The sequence below is a fragment of the Dyadobacter sp. BHUBP1 genome (assembly GCF_050587785.1).
In the GTDB taxonomy this organism is placed as follows: Bacteria; Bacteroidota; Bacteroidia; order Cytophagales; family Spirosomataceae; genus Dyadobacter.
The window spans coordinates 663,966-681,279 of record NZ_JBOBIH010000004.1; the positions used below are offsets into that span (position 1 = coordinate 663,966).

Annotated in this window: 9 protein-coding genes; 6 read left to right on the forward strand and 3 right to left on the reverse strand. The window is 52.7% G+C overall.

All coding sequences use genetic code 11. The features are described 5' to 3' along the window. Positions 1 to 87 precede the first annotated feature (87 nt). Positions 88 to 1,695 (forward strand): FG-GAP repeat domain-containing protein, encoded by a 1,608-nt coding sequence (locus tag ACQ4MZ_RS19230; RefSeq protein ID WP_430847442.1) that lies wholly within the window; start codon positions 88 to 90, stop codon positions 1,693 to 1,695. Between the two features lie 53 nt (positions 1,696 to 1,748). Here ACQ4MZ_RS19230 and ACQ4MZ_RS19235 read toward each other — a convergent pair whose 3' ends face one another. Beyond that, the gene (locus ACQ4MZ_RS19235) at positions 1,749 to 5,915 is read right to left on the reverse strand and encodes a DUF6923 family protein (RefSeq protein WP_430847444.1); all 4,167 of its coding nucleotides are present in this window, start codon (positions 5,913 to 5,915) and stop codon (positions 1,749 to 1,751) included. Positions 5,916 to 6,521: 606 nt separating this feature from the next. Between ACQ4MZ_RS19235 and ACQ4MZ_RS19240 the strand changes: the two genes are divergently transcribed. The 5 genes from ACQ4MZ_RS19240 (at position 6,522) to ACQ4MZ_RS19260 (ending at position 14,205) form a co-directional block, all read left to right on the forward strand. After that, positions 6,522 to 7,055 carry a YceI family protein gene (locus ACQ4MZ_RS19240; RefSeq protein ID WP_430847446.1) on the forward strand — a complete coding sequence of 178 codons (534 nt, stop codon included), beginning with the start codon at positions 6,522 to 6,524 and terminating at the stop codon, positions 7,053 to 7,055. Positions 7,056 to 7,185: 130 nt separating this feature from the next. Then, positions 7,186 to 8,001: a helix-turn-helix domain-containing protein gene (locus ACQ4MZ_RS19245; RefSeq protein ID WP_430847448.1), complete on the forward strand. Its 816-nt coding sequence runs from the start codon at positions 7,186 to 7,188 to the stop codon at positions 7,999 to 8,001. A 92-nt stretch (positions 8,002 to 8,093) separates the two neighbouring features. Then, positions 8,094 to 10,559, forward strand: a complete 2,466-nt coding sequence (locus tag ACQ4MZ_RS19250) for a TonB-dependent receptor domain-containing protein (RefSeq protein ID WP_430847450.1) — start codon at positions 8,094 to 8,096, stop codon at positions 10,557 to 10,559. 156 nt (positions 10,560 to 10,715) lie between these two features. Further along, positions 10,716 to 13,244: a phosphocholine-specific phospholipase C gene (locus ACQ4MZ_RS19255; protein WP_430847452.1), complete on the forward strand. Its 2,529-nt coding sequence runs from the start codon at positions 10,716 to 10,718 to the stop codon at positions 13,242 to 13,244. A 58-nt stretch (positions 13,245 to 13,302) separates the two neighbouring features. Beyond that, positions 13,303 to 14,205, forward strand: a complete 903-nt coding sequence (locus ACQ4MZ_RS19260) for a sugar phosphate isomerase/epimerase family protein (RefSeq protein ID WP_430847454.1) — start codon at positions 13,303 to 13,305, stop codon at positions 14,203 to 14,205. Positions 14,206 to 14,217: 12 nt separating this feature from the next. On the opposite strand, the gene ACQ4MZ_RS19265 is transcribed toward ACQ4MZ_RS19260, so the two are convergent. Then, positions 14,218 to 14,580 carry a YciI family protein gene (locus ACQ4MZ_RS19265; protein ID WP_430847456.1) on the reverse strand — a complete coding sequence of 121 codons (363 nt, stop codon included), beginning with the start codon at positions 14,578 to 14,580 and terminating at the stop codon, positions 14,218 to 14,220. Between the two features lie 256 nt (positions 14,581 to 14,836). After that, the gene (locus ACQ4MZ_RS19270) at positions 14,837 to 17,224 is read right to left on the reverse strand and encodes a TonB-dependent receptor domain-containing protein (RefSeq protein WP_430847458.1); all 2,388 of its coding nucleotides are present in this window, start codon (positions 17,222 to 17,224) and stop codon (positions 14,837 to 14,839) included. Positions 17,225 to 17,314: the final 90 nt, after the last annotated feature.

Genomic DNA, 17,314 nt, shown 5'->3' on the forward strand with positions numbered 1-17,314 from the left:
CTAATACCAGACGCGGCGATCTTCGCCAGAGGGGCAGTTCTGAACTGCCCCTTTTTGTTTATAATAGGAGGATTATTGATCGGACTTATGAAATTATCTAAGTGGCTTCCGGCATTACCGGCCGGAGTTTTTATTGCGGCAGTGTGCATACAAGCCTGCGGCACATCCGGCGGGTTGGGCGATGCCGGGCTGACGGGTGAAATGGCTGAGGGGCGGGATGCGGCCCAAAAGCATTGCAGTACCTGCCATTTGCCGGTCGATCCCGCATTGCTCGATAAGGATACCTGGAAGAACCGGGTGTTGCCGGTGATGGCGCAGTACTTCGGGATCGAGGTGTGGCAGCGGAACCAGTATTTTGCCACTGAAAATTCAGCCATGCCCATTACGGACTGGATGAAGATCGTCGCCTACTACGATTCCCTCGCACCTACGCATCTGGCTGGGCCGCACCCGGCTGGGCCGCACCCGGCTGGGCCGCACCCGGCTGGGCCGCACCCGGCTGGGCCGCACCCGGCTGGGTATACGCCCTCACCTGTACGCGCGGAATGGGCGGGTTTCACCCTTAAAAAGCCTGCCAACGACACATCCCGCATCGCCACTACCACGATGGTTGCGATCGACAGCGCTAGCCAGGCGATTTATACGAGCAGTTCCGAAATGCCTGCACTGGTGCACTGGAATCATGATTTTAGTGAAAAAATAAAAACTCCCCTGACTTCCCCCGCCATGCATATGCTGTTCAGCGGACGGCATCCGGTATTGACGGCAGTGGGGGAAATGCGTGCCTACGACGTAACCCGTGGAGCGCTTTATCGGTTTGAAACGTCCGGATTGGAGCCGGTACCTTTTATTACCGGCTTGCGCAGGCCGCTGCAAACCTCGGCGGCGGATTTCAACCGGGATGGGAAAACGGATTACGTGGTGTCCGCATTCGGGCATAACCAGGGCGGGCTATATGTGTTCCGGCAAATGCAGGGCGGAAAGTTTGAAAAAGCAGCCGTTCGGGAAGTGGCGGGTGCAACGCAGTCGGTCTCCGGCGATTTCAATGCCGATGGCTGGCCGGATATCATTGCCTTGTTCGCGCACGCACAGGAGGGCATCTGGCTTTTTACGAATGATCAAAAAGGCGGATTTACCGAAAAGGAACTGCTGCGTTTCCCGCCGGTCTATGGTTCATCCAGCTTCCAGCTCGCCGATTTTAACGCTGATGGCCTGCCCGATATTCTCTACACATCGGGTGACAACAGCGATTATTCCCGCATCCTGAAACCTTACCATGGCATTTATATTTTCCTGAATAAGGGAGATTTTAAGTTTAAGCAAAAATGGTTTTACCCTGCTAATGGCGCTACGAAGGCAATGGCTGCAGATTTCGATGGCGACGGCGACCTAGATATTGCTTCCATCGCGTTTTTCGCCGATCTCATTCATAACCCGGGAGAGAAATTCCTGTATTTCCAAAATGGGTCCGTGAAATCAGCTTTGCAATTCCAGCCATTTTCGCCTCCCATTGCTCAATATGGCCGCTGGATTTGTATGGATGTAAAAGATTGGGATGGAGACGGTGATCCGGACGTTGTGCTGGGCAACTACTCGCGAGGGTTCCTGAACCAGGACGAGGTGAAGGCGGACTGGAATGTCTATTTACCATTTATAGTGTTGCAAAACGACATTACGCCCGGAGCAAGGCGTTGAACACAAAAAAGCACAGACCAACCGGCCTGTGCTTTTCTCTTACCAAGTACTATTTATCTAACTATGATTACCTTCTGCACCCGTTGGCTCCCGTCGGCCAAAGTGAGCTTCACGGTGTAAATGCCCGGAGCCAATTTGCTTACGTCGAGTCCTTCCGGCGTGACGGCCTTGCGGTCGATTACTTTTATGCCTGCTGCATTGTGCAGGACAACTGATTTCACTTTTGCAAAATCCTTGAATTTCAATCGGTCGCTGGCTGGGTTAGGATAGGCGGCAAGCATCGCATTACCGTCAAATTCCACACTCAGAATGCGGCTGTATGCAAATGGGGCATCCTGACCGTCCGCGGCGCGGTCGACCATTTTGAGGCGATAGTAGTTCAGCCCTGCCGCCGGTGCCTGATCTACGAAATCGTATTTACGCAATACGCTGCTTTCGCCGTGCGAGGCTTTGGTACCAATAGTAGTCCAGGTTTTCGAATCGGAGCTGCGTTCGATTTCGAAACGGTCGCTGTTGACTTCTTCGGTGGTGTTCCAGTTGAGGAGCGCCGTGTTGCCGGCTTCTTTGGAAACCGAGAAGGAAACCAGTTTTACCGGTAATCCGCACTCTTGTTCTGTCCGGACTGTCAGTAAAGCCGAGCCGGATGTGAGCGTACACAAATCACTATCGCTATCCACAATCACACGGTAGCGGTTGCCGCTCCATACGGTGTTGGCCGGCGAAAGCCGCAATGTATCCGAATTGGCACCCGAATAGGTTCCGTTCGCGTCGGTTGCACCACCAGGGGCCAGGTTTGTCCAGGTGTTGCCGCCATCGGTGCTTACCTGCCATTGGTAGGTGAGTGTACCGGTGCCGGTGGCTTTTACCGCGAAGGTAGCAGTAGTGCCCTCGCACACAATCTGGGTTTCCGGATTTGGCTTGGTAAGCTCGATATCGCAAAGCGTTGCCGTCACACAGTTCGCGCCGTCGTTGCTGTTGGACGGGATAGAAGTTGACATATAGCTGGCGGAATTGGCAACCGGGTCTATTTTATAAAAACGGCCGGATTCGTTATGGAACGCATACAGTTTGCCTGTTGCATCCGCGAAAACAGCTCCGAAGCTGCTATTGCCGGGAAGGCCCGATACAGGTGCAGCGCCAACGGTAACCGCGCCGGTAAGCGGGTTAATGGTAGAAATGCGGGCGTCGGTAGTGAATCCGTAGATCAATTGCGTCGAAGGCAGGTAGGCAAAATCGGCCCCGCCGAACGGTGCGCTTAATGCTACCCCGTAGGTTGGCCCGGTTTGAAGCGCGAAACCGTTGGTCGGATCAACCAGTTTCAAGTAGGTCGAAGGGCGGTTCGGATCGACATCGATCACATAGAAGCTCGGTGTGCTGGTCTGGTAGATCATCATGTAGCCGTTAGGCAACTCCACGCCGACATTGAAACCCCCGGATGCCGGCAGATTTGCGATCGGATATTCCACAGTACCACCTTCGCGATCGATCTGCACAATGCTGTTCGTACCGTTTTTGGTTGCCCATAGCATATTGTCGGCTGAGTTGTAAATCAACGAGTTGACGGTCATAGGCAGCGGCGAGATTTCATTGCGCGCACCGGTATTCACATTGTATGCGTAGAGTGTAGAAACAGGTTCACCAGCAGCGGCCGCCACCTGATAGGTGATACCATCTGCGCAATCGAAAGGCAGGTTTTCCAGAATTGAATTCGGGCAACTGGCTCCGTCGTTGCTATTGGAAGTAATGCTGGTCGAAAGGAGCGTCGAAGTGGCCGCGGTAGGGTTAATACGGTGGAATGTGCCGGGATCGTTCGCGAACGCATACAGTTTTCCGCTGGGATCGGCAAATACGGCCCCGAAAGTGGTGTTTGTAGGCAGGCCGGCTACTACCGAGCCGACGGTCGTCGCGCCGGTCACGTGGTTGAGCGTCACGAGTCGCGCACTGGTTGTTTCCACACCATAAACCAGCCCCGTTACAGGTTCATACACAAGGTCGGCCACGTTGATGGCTGCGCTCAACGCCTTACCGTACGTAGGACCGGTTTGTAGCGCGTAGCTGTTGGCTGGATCTACCAGGCGCAGGTAGGTGGAGCGCGCCGGGTTGATATCGATCACATAATAGCGCGGCTGGTTGCTGCTGTATACGAGCATATAGCCTCCCGGAAGTCCGGTGCCCACATTGAAGCTGCTGGGGAGGTTGGCGATCGGATATTCCAGCAATGTACCATCGGCTCCAATGCGGACGATTGAGTTGGTGCCGTTTTTGGTAGCCCAGAGTGTGTTGTCTACTTCGCTGTAAATCAATGAATTGACTGTGCTTGAAAGTGGTGCGATCTGTGTCCTGGTGCCGCTGATCACGTTGTAGGCATATAGTGTCGAGACCGGTTCACCCGCAGCAGCAGAGACCTGATAGGCGACGCCGTCTTCACAGGTAAATGGAGGAATACAACCCGTAATCGTAATGGGCTGGCTTACAGGTCCTGTACAGCCGTCGTTTTCAAAGCGGGCATAATAGGTGCCTGCGGGCGCCTGCGTAGGATCGGCGACCAATGTGGCTGGCGAAGGGGTATTGGAAGCGTAGAAACGCAGAGTACTGCCTGCCGGCGGGGTGTCCAGTACCAAACGGTTCAGGTCATAGGTGGTTGCCGGGCAAATCGGTGCTTCGGTACCGGCACGAAGGATAGGAGCGCCGGGTACCGCGTAGATCTGCAATCTTACAGCAGAAGAAGGTGCGGTACAAAGGTTACCCGTGATTTGGCAACGGAACCGGTAGTTGTTCCAGCCGGTGGTAGAGGGTGTGACGGTCAGGGTGTCGTTGCCGCCGCCGGAATAGCTGCCATTGGCCCCGGTGAACGGAGTGGTTTGCATATTCGACCAACTGTTGCCACCGTCGGTGCTAAGTTGCCATTGGTAGGTGAAAGGGCCGTTACCTGTTGGGGCTACTGAAAACGAGGTTGTGGTTCCTGCGCAAATGGTCGTGTCCTGAGCGGCGGTCTGGACATTGTTGTCACACTCCACGAATGCATTAGGACAGCTCGCTGCATCGTTACCGCCCGAAGGGGTGCTGCCGGAAATGAAGGACGCCGTGTTGGCAGCAGGGTCGATCCGGTAAAACCCGCCCGTAGTGTTATTGAATGCATATAATTTGCCGGTTATGTCGCTGAACATCCCGCCGTATGGAGCCGCGGGCAATCCTGTAACGGCCGCTGGGTTCGTCGTTACGGCGCCGGTTGCGGGGTTGAGCGTCTGGATAACACCGTCTGGCGTGATGCCGTAGGCCAGGCCTGTCGAAGCCAGATAGGCAATGTCGGAGATATTTAAAGGTGCGCTGACGGTTGTGCCGTAGTTAGGGCCTGTTTTCAATGCGTACCCATTGGTCGGATCGACCAATTCCAGGTAAGTCGCGCGGGAAGGATCGACGTCGATCACATAATATTGCGTGGCGTTAGTGCTGTAAACAAGCATATACGCATTCGGAAGCTCCACACCCACATTGAAAGCGGATGCCGGCAGGTTCGCGATGTTGAATACCACCGTTCCCGCTCCCGGACCAATGCGGACAATGTCGGAGTTATTAACAGTACCCCACAGCATATTGTTAGCGGCGGTGCTGTATATCAATGAGTTGATACTGTAAGCGGTGGCCGCGCCGATCTGGGTGCGTACGCCCGAGCTGACATTGTAGCTGTACAGTGACGAAACTGTTTGCCCGGCGGGCACCGCAACCTGATAGGCAATACCATCAAGACAGCCGAACTGGCCCTGCTGTCCCATTCTGAAATTCTGGTTTGCCATGTTGGTAGCCTGGTTGGTAAGCGCGATTTCGCCCAAGAGCGGGGCATTGGCCTGGTTGGCCGTGTTGCTCGGGCCTACTACATCTTCGGCTACATAATAAGTACCGGGAATGCGGTTACCGTTGATGTTGGTCGCTGTGTTGGTGAGTACGAGCTTGTGACCAGTGAGGTTATTGGGCAGGCCGGTAAACGAATAACCACCTGCAGGGCCTACCTGGGTGGAGGCGATAATTGCACCGGTAGTATTGTTGACCACATTGACGTACATCGTACCGCCAAAATCGGTTCCGGTTTCTCCGGCGTCGACGATGCCGTCATTGTCGGCATCGATCCAGACGGTCCCGGTAATGTTGACCGCCATGGCCGCTCCATAGCATAGCACCCCCATCAGCAGGAAAAGTGCTCTGATCAATAGATTTTTGTTCATAAAGCGTTTGATTAGGTGAAAAAATTAGGAATTGAAAATTCATCGTATCGTCGCCGCGCTGGTCGGATTGCGCAGGGTCGGACCGCGCAACCGAGGCTGCATAAATTGGGCTGTGAAGGTCGAGCTTTGCAGACAAGGCCCGACCGCCCTCGCCTGAGGCGGCAAATGTCCCGGGGTTAAAATGTGTTGGCTTGGTGAAGAGGGAAACATGGAGCCCGGATGTAACTCACAGACAAATATCGAATTAAATGTTAATGAGATACGCCTAAATTTGTAGAGATGGTTCTACAAATAGGGGTTTGTTCTGTGGAGTCTTTTTAGTAAGAAGATGCGCCGAAAGTGTAGAAGGAATTGGTGGAAAAGGCAATCGACGAATGGAATACTCTCATTTGATGTGTTTGAGCACTCTTGAAACAGGCATTATGGTGAACCGTTTGGGACAATCGCTATATAAGAGTATAGTGGTAACCTTGTGGTAAGCGGTCGATCTCGCGTGCGCCTGAGGGCTAATTTTGTATTGCCGCCCGGCCCTGACGGCAGGCGATCATTAGGGCTTCCTGTGAGGGCCAGGTGTGAAGTATTCATACCATCAAACACAATGAAATCATGTCAAAGACAACCTGGAATGTAGATGTAGCGCATTCAGAAGTTCAGTTTAAAGTGAAACACCTGGTCATCTCGACCGTAACCGGTTTCTTCCGCAATTTCAGCGGGTCGGTATTGACGGACGGCGACAGTTTCGAAAACGCCAACGTTAATTTTACCATTGACGTAAATAGCGTGGACACCGGTCAACCGGGCCGTGACGAGCACCTGCGCAACGCCGACTTCTTCGAAGCGGAGAAATACCCTGAGTTCAGCTTTGTTTCTACCTCTCTTAAAAAAGATAAGGGCGATTTGTACAAACTCGTTGGTGACCTTACGATCAAAGGTGTAACCAAAGAAGTGGAACTCGTAGCCGAATACGGCGGTACCGAGCGCGACCCTTGGGGAAACACCAAAGTGGGCTTCGAAGTAAGCGGCACGATCGACCGCAAGGAATTCGGTGTGACATTCAACTCGCTTACCGAAACCGGCGGCCTTGCATTGGGAGAGAATATCAAGATACTGGCCAATATCCAGCTGGCAAAACAGGCATAACAGCCATTATTTAGAGTGGCTGACGTGCGAGAGGGTGTCCTGTTTCAGGGCGCCCTCTTTTCCTGTACATGCTTTTTAATTTAATTTGCTACCCTATTAAATCGCTAGAATATTCCCGCACCCTTTTTATATGCAAATCGAGATAAAGAATAAGTTGAACGACCATGAGTTGTTTCGGATTAAAAGGATGAAAGAGGTGATCAAAACCACCCATCCGCACGGTCATAAAGAATATCTCGAAATCATTTATCTCACACAAGGCGAGGGTATGCATCAGATCGACCACCACCGTTTTCCCGTAAGCGGAAACAGCCTGTACCTCGTCATGCCGGGACAGATTCATAACTGGGAACTCACGGCCATCCCCAAAGGATTTGTGATTATGGTGCAAAAAGATTTTCTGCTGGGGCACCCGCTTTATGACACGCTGTTCCAAACATTCCCCCTGACATTCAGCAGCGGTTACCGTCTTGGAAACGCGGGAGCAACTTTCCAGGGGATTTTTGAGAGCATTGAAAATGAATATGTCGCGCGGCAATCAAATTACGAGGCTATTGTACAGACTTATCTGTTACTGCTGTTTAATTTGCTCAAACGCGAGGCGCATATGGATCGCAGCCTGCCCGAGCCCCCTCTGCTCAAATCGTTCTTTGAATTGGTAGCGGAACATTATAAAACCATGCACGAGGTGGCCTGGTATTCCGGCGAGCTGAATGTGACGCCCAAAACATTGAATGCCAATTGCCGCAAGTTCCTCGATAAGACGGCCGGGGCAGTGATCAACGAGAAGCTGACGGCAGAAAGCAAACGCCTGCTGCTGTATTCACCGGCGAACCTGGGCGAAATCGCCTATGAGCTTGGTTTTACGGATCCGTCACATTTCAATAAGTTTTTCAAAAGACAGACCGGCGTTTTGCCGAGTGTTTACCGGAAGGGGATTTCCTAGATATACCAGTTTTAGGACTGAAAGTACAAAAGTCTACTGGTTTTGTAGAGTTATTTTTGCCGCATCACCATGAACAGGCGGAACTAACCCTTATGAAATTTCTTTTTACGCTTGCCTTACTTTTTGGCGCATTGACCGCAGCCCTGGCACAAGGCCAGATGACCATTACTGGCAAAATTACCGATCAACAGACCGGCCAGGGGCTGCCTTATGCCTCCGTCGCATTGTTCCGGTCAGCCGACTCGACGCTGGTAAGCGGAGTCCTGGCTGACGATAAGGGCGCTTTTCTCTTTGAAAAACAAGGCGTCGCTGCCTATTACCTCGAATCACAATACATGGGATACCGGAAGTTGCGGACGCCAGTGCCTGCGAATGCGGGTAACGTGGTATTGCCGCCCGTTGCCATGCAGGCTGACGGCCGTGTGCTCGATGCTGTGGAAGTGACGGGTAACCGGAGTGCGGTTGAAAACAAGATCGACAGGCAAGTTTACCGTGCAGGTGCATTTCTGGGCAGTCAGGGAGGAACTGCCGTCGACGTCCTCAAAAATACGCCATCGGTGACGGTCAACAGCGAAGGCGATATCGCATTGCGGGGCTCGACGGGTTTCCTGGTACTCGTGAATGGCAAGCCCGTGCAAACCGACCCGGCTGTTGTGCTCAACCAGATTCCGGCCAACAACATCGAAAACGTCGAAATTATTACCAGCCCTTCGGCGCGCTATGACCCGGATGGGAAATCGGGGATCATTAATATTACTACCAAAACAGTCGCGAAGAACAGCCAGAGCCTGGTTGTGAATGTGCAGGGTGGCTTACCCTCTGTCCATACCTACAATAACCTGAAAAATCCGCAACGCTTCGGTGCAGACGCTGCCTGGGGCATCAGGGCTGGTAAATGGGAGGTGAATTTGAGCGGCAATTACCTGCGGAACGATCTTACCGGCCGGAGAGTTGGAGACGTCAACACGACGATCGGTAAGGTTTTTACTTCCTTCCCATCCGAAGGAGAACGGAGTTTTAAACGGTATAACTACACGGCGCGCGCATCGGTAAGCTACACCGCCGATCCCTCGAATGTGATTTCAGCAGGTTTTTACAAGGGGTACCGTTTCCAGTCGCGCAGGGCGGATTTGGTTTACAACAATACCAAAACAAATATGGAAACAGGGCAGAATGTGGGGCGGATTACCTATTTCAATTCCAATGTCGCGGAGAAAACAGCCGATGTTACCTCGGCTAACCTCGACTACCTTCACCGGTTCGGCAACAAATCGGAACTAACGCTCTCGGGCCTGATCGAATCCGCCGATCTGGATGGGCTTACAACCAATATCAACCTCGCCGAACCCGGCCGCACGCACACATTGCAAAGCACCCGCAACCCGAGCGAAAATCCATTAAATGCCTACCGTTTACAGGCCGATTACGTCGTGCCGATCGGTAAAGGGAAGCTGGAAACCGGTTATCAATACCGGAACCAGGTACAGAAAGGCGTATTTCAATACCTGGATCAAAACCTGGAAACGGGGGAATTCGTGCTGGTGCCGCAATTTTCGAGCCGTACGCGCCTCGTGAACCACATTCACTCGATGTATGGGCAATACAGCGGGAAATCGGGTAAGCTGGACTATTCGGGCGGTTTGCGTTATGAATACGCGACACGACAATTTACAGCTGAGGGCACGGAAACACGTAATCTCGACCTTTCCAATTTCTTCCCTTCGGCTCAGTTGCAATACCAGTTTTCGAAAGGCTGGCGTGGGAAGGCAGGCTACACACGCCGCGTACAACGCACGACGAACAACGAGTTGAACCCATTTCCGGAACGCGAGCACTCCGAAACCCTCGAATCGGGTGACCCCGACATTTTGCCCGAATTTATCGGCATGGCCGAAGTGGGCGTCGTGAAAGAGTTCGAAAAGGGAAGTGCTTTTGCAACATTATATAACCAGCGGATCAAAAACGTAGTCAACCGGGTCAACAGCGTGTATAACGATACGATTATCAACCGGATTTACACCAATGCCGGCCTGGCCACTTCCTGGGGCGTAGAAATCGGTGGAAATGCCAACCTTACCAAATGGTGGCAACTCTACGCCGGCGCGAACGTGTACCGGTATGCGATCGAAGGCGGGCTTTTCAAGAATGCGGCCGGAGTGAATACAGTGGTGGTGAACACATCGAGCGTAGTATATTCCCTGAATGCGAATACCACATTCAAAATAGCTCCTTCTTTGCAGGTGCAATGGGCGATCAGCTACTTGTCGAAACGAGTGACGGCGCAAGGGGAAGACTCCCGCTTCGTGAACCCGGCATTATCGGTGAAGAAGAGTTTCCTCAAAGGAAAGCTGGCGGCGACATTGCAGTGGCAAAATATGGATCTCGGCATCGTGGGAGCCAACCAGCAGCGCATATCCACCTGGGGCAAGGACTTTTTTACCACTACCAATTACATTCAGGAAACAGATATTTTTCTCATTAATCTGAGCTATAACCTCAATCAACTCACCCGAAAAGCAAAACTCCCGGCCAGCGAGTTTGGCGACCGGGAGTTCTGACGTCCAGATGGATAATACCGTCGTCTTTGATATCTTGAAAGCTTGTGAATGTCAGACTGCCCGCCAGGCTTCTTCCCGTAATTCCGGTGGTGCCCGCATCAGTAATTTTGCCGCTCCAATTACTTGTTGCTTTTAGTAACCACCCAAACTAAACCCATGGATTCAAGAAGAGATTTTATTAAAAAGGCGGCGATGCTGGCCGGCGGTGCTGGCGCGGCGAGTTTGTTCCCGGAGTCGGTGCAGCGGGCGATGGCCATTGCGCCCAATCCGAATACGACCTATCTGGATGCGGAGCATGTGGTGATCCTGATGCAGGAAAACCGCTCGTTCGACCACAGTTATGGCAAGTTGCAGGGCGTGCGCGGCTTCAACGATCCGAGAGCGATCGACTTGCCGAACAAGAACAAAGTGTGGCTCCAAACCGACCTCAAAGGTGATACCTACGCGCCGTTCCGCCTCGATATTAAAAACACCAAAGCGACCTGGATGCACGACCTGCCGCACTCGCGCGAGTCCCAGGTGGATGCTTACAATGGCGGGAAGTACGACAAATGGCTCACGTCTAAACGTTCCGGGCATAAAGAATATGCCGAAATGCCGCTGACGCTCGGTTATTACGAGCGGGAGGACATTCCGTTTTACTACGCCCTGGCCGATGCGTTTACGATCTGCGACCAGAATTTCTGCTCGTCGATGACACCCACACATCCGAACCGCTACTACCTCTGGTCGGGAACGATCCGCGAAAAGCCCGAAATGGATTCGCTGGCGGTAGTACGGAACAGCTACTTTTCGATTAATAAGCCGGTGAAATGGAAAACCTTCCCCGAACGCATGCAAGAGGCGGGTAACAGCTGGAAGTTTTACCAGAATGAAGTAGGCGCGGTGGTGCAGTTCCATCCCGGCGTTGGCTCATGGCTGAGCAATTTTGGGTGTAACCCGTTGGAGCGCTATGAGCAGTATGGGGTGAAATATTCGAAAGATTTTATCCACTACGCGACTTTGGAGGTAGCTAAAATCAAAAAAGACCTGCCCGCATTAAAGGAGAAACTGGACGGTGCGACGGGTGCTGAAAAGGACAAACTGACCAAGTCCTGGGAGCAGCGCCATGCATTGCTCGCACGTCTCGAAGCCGATCTCACAGAGTTTAGCGAGGAGAATTTTAAAAAGCTGTCGGTGTTTCAGCAGGAGCTGCACCGCAATGCATTTGTGACGAATCGCAACGACCCGGACTATCTGAAACTGTCGTCGATCTCGTACAAAGACGGCGACCTGGGCAAGAAGATCGATCTTCCGAAAAGCGACATTTTCTACCAGTTCCGGAAAGACGTGAACGAAGGCAAACTGCCAATGGTTTCATACCTCGCCGCGCCTCAAAACTTCTCCGATCACCCATCTGCGCCGTGGTATGGCGCATGGTACATTTCCGAGACGCTCGATATCCTTACCAAAAATCCCGAGGTATGGAAGAAGACGATCTTCATACTTTGCTACGACGAAAATGATGGCTACTATGACCACATTCCGCCATTTTCGATTCCGGATCCGACCAAATCCAACTCCGGGAAAGTGTCCCCGGGCATCGACGTCAAGGCCGAGTACGTGCCTTTGGAACAGGACGAAACGCAGGTGCCCAAGGCGAACGCAAGGGGTGGGGCGATAGGTCTGGGTTTTCGGGTGCCGCTTGTGGTGGCATCGCCGTGGTCGCGGGGCGGGAAGGTGTGTTCGCAGGTTTTCGATCATACTTCGATCATCCAGTTTCTGGAAGAATTTACAAGTCATAAGTCTAAAAAGCCGGTTCGGGAAACGAATATCACCGAATGGCGCCGGACGATTTGCGGCAATTTGAGCACGGTTTTCCAGCCTTTCGACACGTCGTCGTATAAAAAGCCGAAGCCGGTAAACCGCGATGAAATCCTGACGACGATTCACAAAGCGCAGTTCAAAGCCGTACCGGCGAATTTCAAGGCGCTGAGTGCTGCAGAAATCGGGAAAATCAATGCGAATCCGGTTGGATCAACCTTTTTGCCTAAACAGGAACCGGGTACCAGGCCGTCGGTAGCGCTTCCTTACGAATTGTATGTAAATGGGGCGCTTTCCGCGGATCAGGCTGCATTTGAAATAACAATGCACGCTGGAAACAAGGTTTTCGGTTCAAAATCAGCCGGAGCACCGTTCATCATTTACGCAATGAATCCCTATGAAGGTGAGGTGCTGCGGGTATGGAATTATGCGGTGAAGGCCGGCGATACGCTGACTGAAAATTTCAAGCTGGCTGGTTTTGAAAACGGCCGATACCACTTGCGGGTCTACGGTCCCAACGGCTTTTTCCGTGAGTTCGCGGGCAATGCGCAGGAGCCTGAGGTAGCGGTGTCCTGTGGTTATGTTTTGGACAAAAACGGCAAACCGACCGGAGATGTGGAACTGGTGGCGGTGAATAAAGGAAAGAAACCGCAGGCGCTGAAAGTCACCGACAATGCATATCAGAAAAAAGAAATAGGAGCAAGCCTGCCCGCCGACGGGACAGTTAAAATACTCGTTCCGGCTTCGAAAAGCCATCAATGGTACGATTTCAACGTGCATAGCGGCGCCAAGAAGGGTGTTATGCGCTTTGCCGGGCGTGTAGAAACGGGTAAAGAAAGCATCAGCGATCCGTTCATGGCTAATGCTGCAAGCAAAATCTGATTGAAAACATAAAGAAATCGCCGGGTTGGGTCTTATCCAATAAAACTCCAACCCGGCGATGCTTCAAAGACTGATTGTAATCTGCACGTTACTCACGCTGCTGTCGATCCAGACCGTTTCAGCCCAAAAAAAGAAACGCACCAACAATATTTACGCCCGGCAGAACCTCATAGCCTGGTGCATTGTGCCGTTCGATTCCAAAGAACGCAACCCCGAGCAGCGGGCCGAAATGCTGAATAAGCTGGGTTTCACCATGCTCGCCTACGACTGGCGCGAGAAGCACATTCCCGAATTCGACGCTGAACTGGAAGCGTTGAAAAAGCATCACATCAAGTTACAGGCATTCTGGCTGTATTCAGGCCCGAACCCTGAAAACGACAAGAACCTGCCCATTATCCTCGATCTGCTGAAACGGCACAAGGTCAGAACCGAGATCTGGTGTATGATCGGCGGGATCAAAGACATGGACAAAATGACCCGGCAGCAGAAGATAGAGGCGGTGGCCAGACCAGTGGGCTACATTGCAGATAAAGCTGCGGAAATTGGCTGTACGGTAGGGCTTTACAACCACGGCGGCTGGTACGGAATGCCGGAAAATCAGCTGGAAGTAATGGATTATCTCAAAAGACCTAATATCGGGATTGTCTATAACCTGCACCACGCTGAGGAGGATATCGAGCGCTTCCCCGGGTTCTTCCCTAAAATACTGCCGTATTTAATGGCCGTGAATTTAATGGGCTTAAAAAAGGGGAATCCTGTGAAGGTAGTTCCGGTGGGAGAGGGTGACGCCGAAGCGGAAATGATCCGCATCATCCGCGAGAGCAGCTATCGCGGACCGATCGGTATTATCAATGAAGAAACCGCACCCGACGCCGAGATCGGACTGATGATGAATGTCGATGGCTTGAAGAAAATATTGAAAGAGCAGGGCGATGTTCGGGCGTTGAAAACTTATAAATAGGGAGGAAGGAGGCTATTGTTGCATTTCGCGGACTTCGGCGTAACCGTCGAACTCGTAGATCGGGCAGCTGGCCGCGATGGCCGTGGCTTCATCAAGGTCTTCGGCTTTGAGTAATAGAAAGCCGCCTACGATTTCCGTACCCACGTAGTGAATGCCTTCGCTGGGTTGCCCGTTTTTGATAATGCGGCCGTTGAGCGTCAGCCCACTGCCGCCTGCGAGCTTGCCTTTGGCACCCCATTCGGCAAACCATTTCGACCAGTTTTCCCGATGCGCCGCAATTTCAGCCTCTGTATGTGAATCCTGCCGAGCGTCGGGCCGCCGACCGTCGGGACGCCGACCGTCGGGCTCGCGGAAAATGACAATGTAGTTTTTCATGGTTTTTCAGGTTGAAGAATTTTTCAAAAGTAGCAACTCACTCCGACCTGAATGTATACAGAATGCCTTTTTAATTACTATTTAATAATCGTGCAGGCCGCGCTGGTGCAAATCTCATGATTTGCACCCACTATTCGCAGGCCTCCGGCCGGTCAGTATCACAATATCGCTTTGCAGTATCGACCGGCCCGAGGCCTGCGAATAGTGGGCGCGAAGGTCCACCTTCGCGCCAGGCCGTTGACCTTCGCGCCCCATTTTAGCGGGCCCGGTTTTGCTCGGTCTCTCCGGTGGATTTGCTGTTAAACGTAATTTTTCCCGACCTCCCGAACCGGTACACCGCGCCTAGGCCGAAGAATGCGGTAGAATATGTGCGGTGATAGTAAATGTGGGTGGCACCGACGCTGTATTTGCCATGTACGTGGCTTTGGTGAAAAATATCGTTCGCCGTGAGCCTGACCTTCAATGCATTTTTCAAAAAATCTTTCTCTATACCCAGCGTTACCGTCGACCGGCTGAAATCGCTATAAAGCCCCTGCGATCTTTCGCTCAGGTACCAGGCCATAAGTTGGATCTTAAAAATATGGTTTACATCAAAAGTATTGCTGGTGTAGGCATAAAGCTGCGGCCTGGGTTTGACGGTTGCGAACCCATATTCGGTATCGATCAGTTTGTTGCGGCTTACTGTTACCGTGTTGGTAGTGCTCCACCAGGCGATGTTGAATGTCGCTGAGGCGGTAATGAAGAGGGAATGCTCCCGCGCGAGGTTAATTCCTTTTAAAATATAACTGTTGGGCGAACTGCCGCGTAATGCAGCGCCGCTGAGCCGGTCTTTGGTGTAGGTGTAACCTGCGCGGACGTCGATTTGCTTGTATTGCAGGCCGGTTTCGAAGGTATGGACCTTTTCGGGCTGCAAATTGGGGTTGCCCTCGATGGTCGTGAAAGGATCCTGGTAAATCACAAACGGGTTTAGCGCCTGGTAGCGCGGCCGGGTGATTTTGGAAACATAGGATATGCGGCTTTGGACGCCATTGGGGAAGTTTTTGCTGATAAAAAGATTCGGGAAAACATTGAAATACCTATCCCCAATCACCTGCCCGCCACGTGCGGTCGTATTGAGCGAATAGTGGGTGTACTCACCGCGCACACCAGCCCCGAAGCGTATATCATTTCGCAGGCTGCCCTGATAGTTAAGGTATGCGGCAGGTACTTTTTCGTCGTACCGGAAGTTGCTGCTCAGGCCGGGATTAGGCAGGAATGGCCCGTCTTCGGTGGAAACCATGAAATCGGTGCCCGAGCCGTTATCTGCATAGCTGAACTTTGCTCCGGTTTCGAGTTTGCCGCCATGGCGGAATGCTTTCGTATAGTCGAGCTGGGTGCTGGAAATGCGTATGCGGACGAGCACATCGTTGAGCAGGTTGCGCAGACCGGTACTGTCGCCGGTGACGCTGTTTTCCGCGATGCGGTCGTGCTGGTCGGTTTTAAAGCGGGCATATTGCGTACCTATAAACAATGCCGAGCCGAGGGTGTCCAGCGTATGCTGGAAATTGAGGGTAACGGCATGGTTCCAGCGTTTTTCGTCCTTCGCGACGCGGCTCTGGTAGAAGCTGCTGCCCTTCATGTCTGTGAGCGCATTGCTGCTATTCTGGCTGCCGCCAAGGCTGTTGAGATTCCCTTTGTAACTTAATGAGATGTAGCTGTTGGTGCTCAGGTTCCATTGTGCACCTGCGCCGAAATTGGAGTAGTTACGCAATTTACGTTGCCAGTCGGTGGTGAGGTCGGAATGGAGGTATTCGGTAGGCGAGGGGCGGGTGCGGGTGGTGTGCAGTACCTCGCGGCTGTTACCGGTTTGGAGGGCATAATTGGCTTGCAATGCCAGCTTGTTGCGCATGTACTGGAGGTCTGCGAGGGTATTGAGTTCGCTGCCTGCGAATTGGGTATAAGCATATTGCTGCGTTACCGAGCCTGTCATACCGCCGTCCACGTTCTGCTTTGTAATGATATTGATCACCGCCTTGCCTTCGGCATCATACCTGGCCGACGGGTTGGGAATCACCTCCACGCGGGCAATGCGGCTTACGGGTATGGCGGCCATCTGTTCATAGGTAATGGCCCGTCCGTTCAGGAAAATCAATGCCTCGCCGCGCCCGGCCACACCCGCCCGGCCCTCGGTAAAGATAATGCCCGGCGATCTTCCAAGCAGTTCGGTAGTCGATGTGCTGCCAGCCAGGATGCTGCCTGTGATCGGTATTTCCATAGTGCCATTGGCGCCCTGCCTCACGAGCGGCGCATGCCCGCGCACGGTCACATCCGCGAGTGCCTGCACATGCTCGCGCAGGAGGATGGTGCCAAAGTCAATTTGTGTGCGGTTATTTCGACGGATAACAATGAGCGTGTCGGAAAGGCCGATACTGCTTAGGCGGAGTGCAACCGTTTCTCGGTCGATGTCGCCGAAGGTAATGCGGCCGTCTTCGAATGGTGCGCCTTGTAGCAATGCGGAATCGGGCAGGGCCAGCAGGCGGGCATATACGGCGACCCGCTGCCGGTTGGCATCGACCACGTTCCCCGACACCGAATACCGGCTTTGCGCAATGGCTATTTGAGTAGTTAAAAAAAGAATGGAGAAAATGATGCCGGAAAGCTTCATGGCTGGTACAATGGATGGTTTAGGGCAAAAATCCAAAGCCGGTCGTTTCCGGAAGTATGTAAAAGGCGAATCAGGAGTACGGATTTATAA

Excerpts from the sequence above, each read along its gene's own strand:
- ACQ4MZ_RS19230 (WP_430847442.1), top strand. The coding sequence starts at position 88 with ATGAAATTATCTAAGTGGCTTCCGGCATTACCGGCCGGAGTTTTTATT.
- ACQ4MZ_RS19235 (WP_430847444.1), bottom strand. The coding sequence starts at position 5,915 with ATGAACAAAAATCTATTGATCAGAGCACTTTTCCTGCTGATGGGGGTG.
- ACQ4MZ_RS19240 (WP_430847446.1), top strand. The coding sequence starts at position 6,522 with ATGTCAAAGACAACCTGGAATGTAGATGTAGCGCATTCAGAAGTTCAG.
- ACQ4MZ_RS19245 (WP_430847448.1), top strand. The coding sequence starts at position 7,186 with ATGCAAATCGAGATAAAGAATAAGTTGAACGACCATGAGTTGTTTCGG.
- ACQ4MZ_RS19250 (WP_430847450.1), top strand. The coding sequence starts at position 8,094 with ATGAAATTTCTTTTTACGCTTGCCTTACTTTTTGGCGCATTGACCGCA.
- ACQ4MZ_RS19255 (WP_430847452.1), top strand. The coding sequence starts at position 10,716 with ATGGATTCAAGAAGAGATTTTATTAAAAAGGCGGCGATGCTGGCCGGC.
- ACQ4MZ_RS19260 (WP_430847454.1), top strand. The coding sequence starts at position 13,303 with ATGCTTCAAAGACTGATTGTAATCTGCACGTTACTCACGCTGCTGTCG.
- ACQ4MZ_RS19265 (WP_430847456.1), bottom strand. The coding sequence starts at position 14,580 with ATGAAAAACTACATTGTCATTTTCCGCGAGCCCGACGGTCGGCGTCCC.
- ACQ4MZ_RS19270 (WP_430847458.1), bottom strand. The coding sequence starts at position 17,224 with ATGAAGCTTTCCGGCATCATTTTCTCCATTCTTTTTTTAACTACTCAA.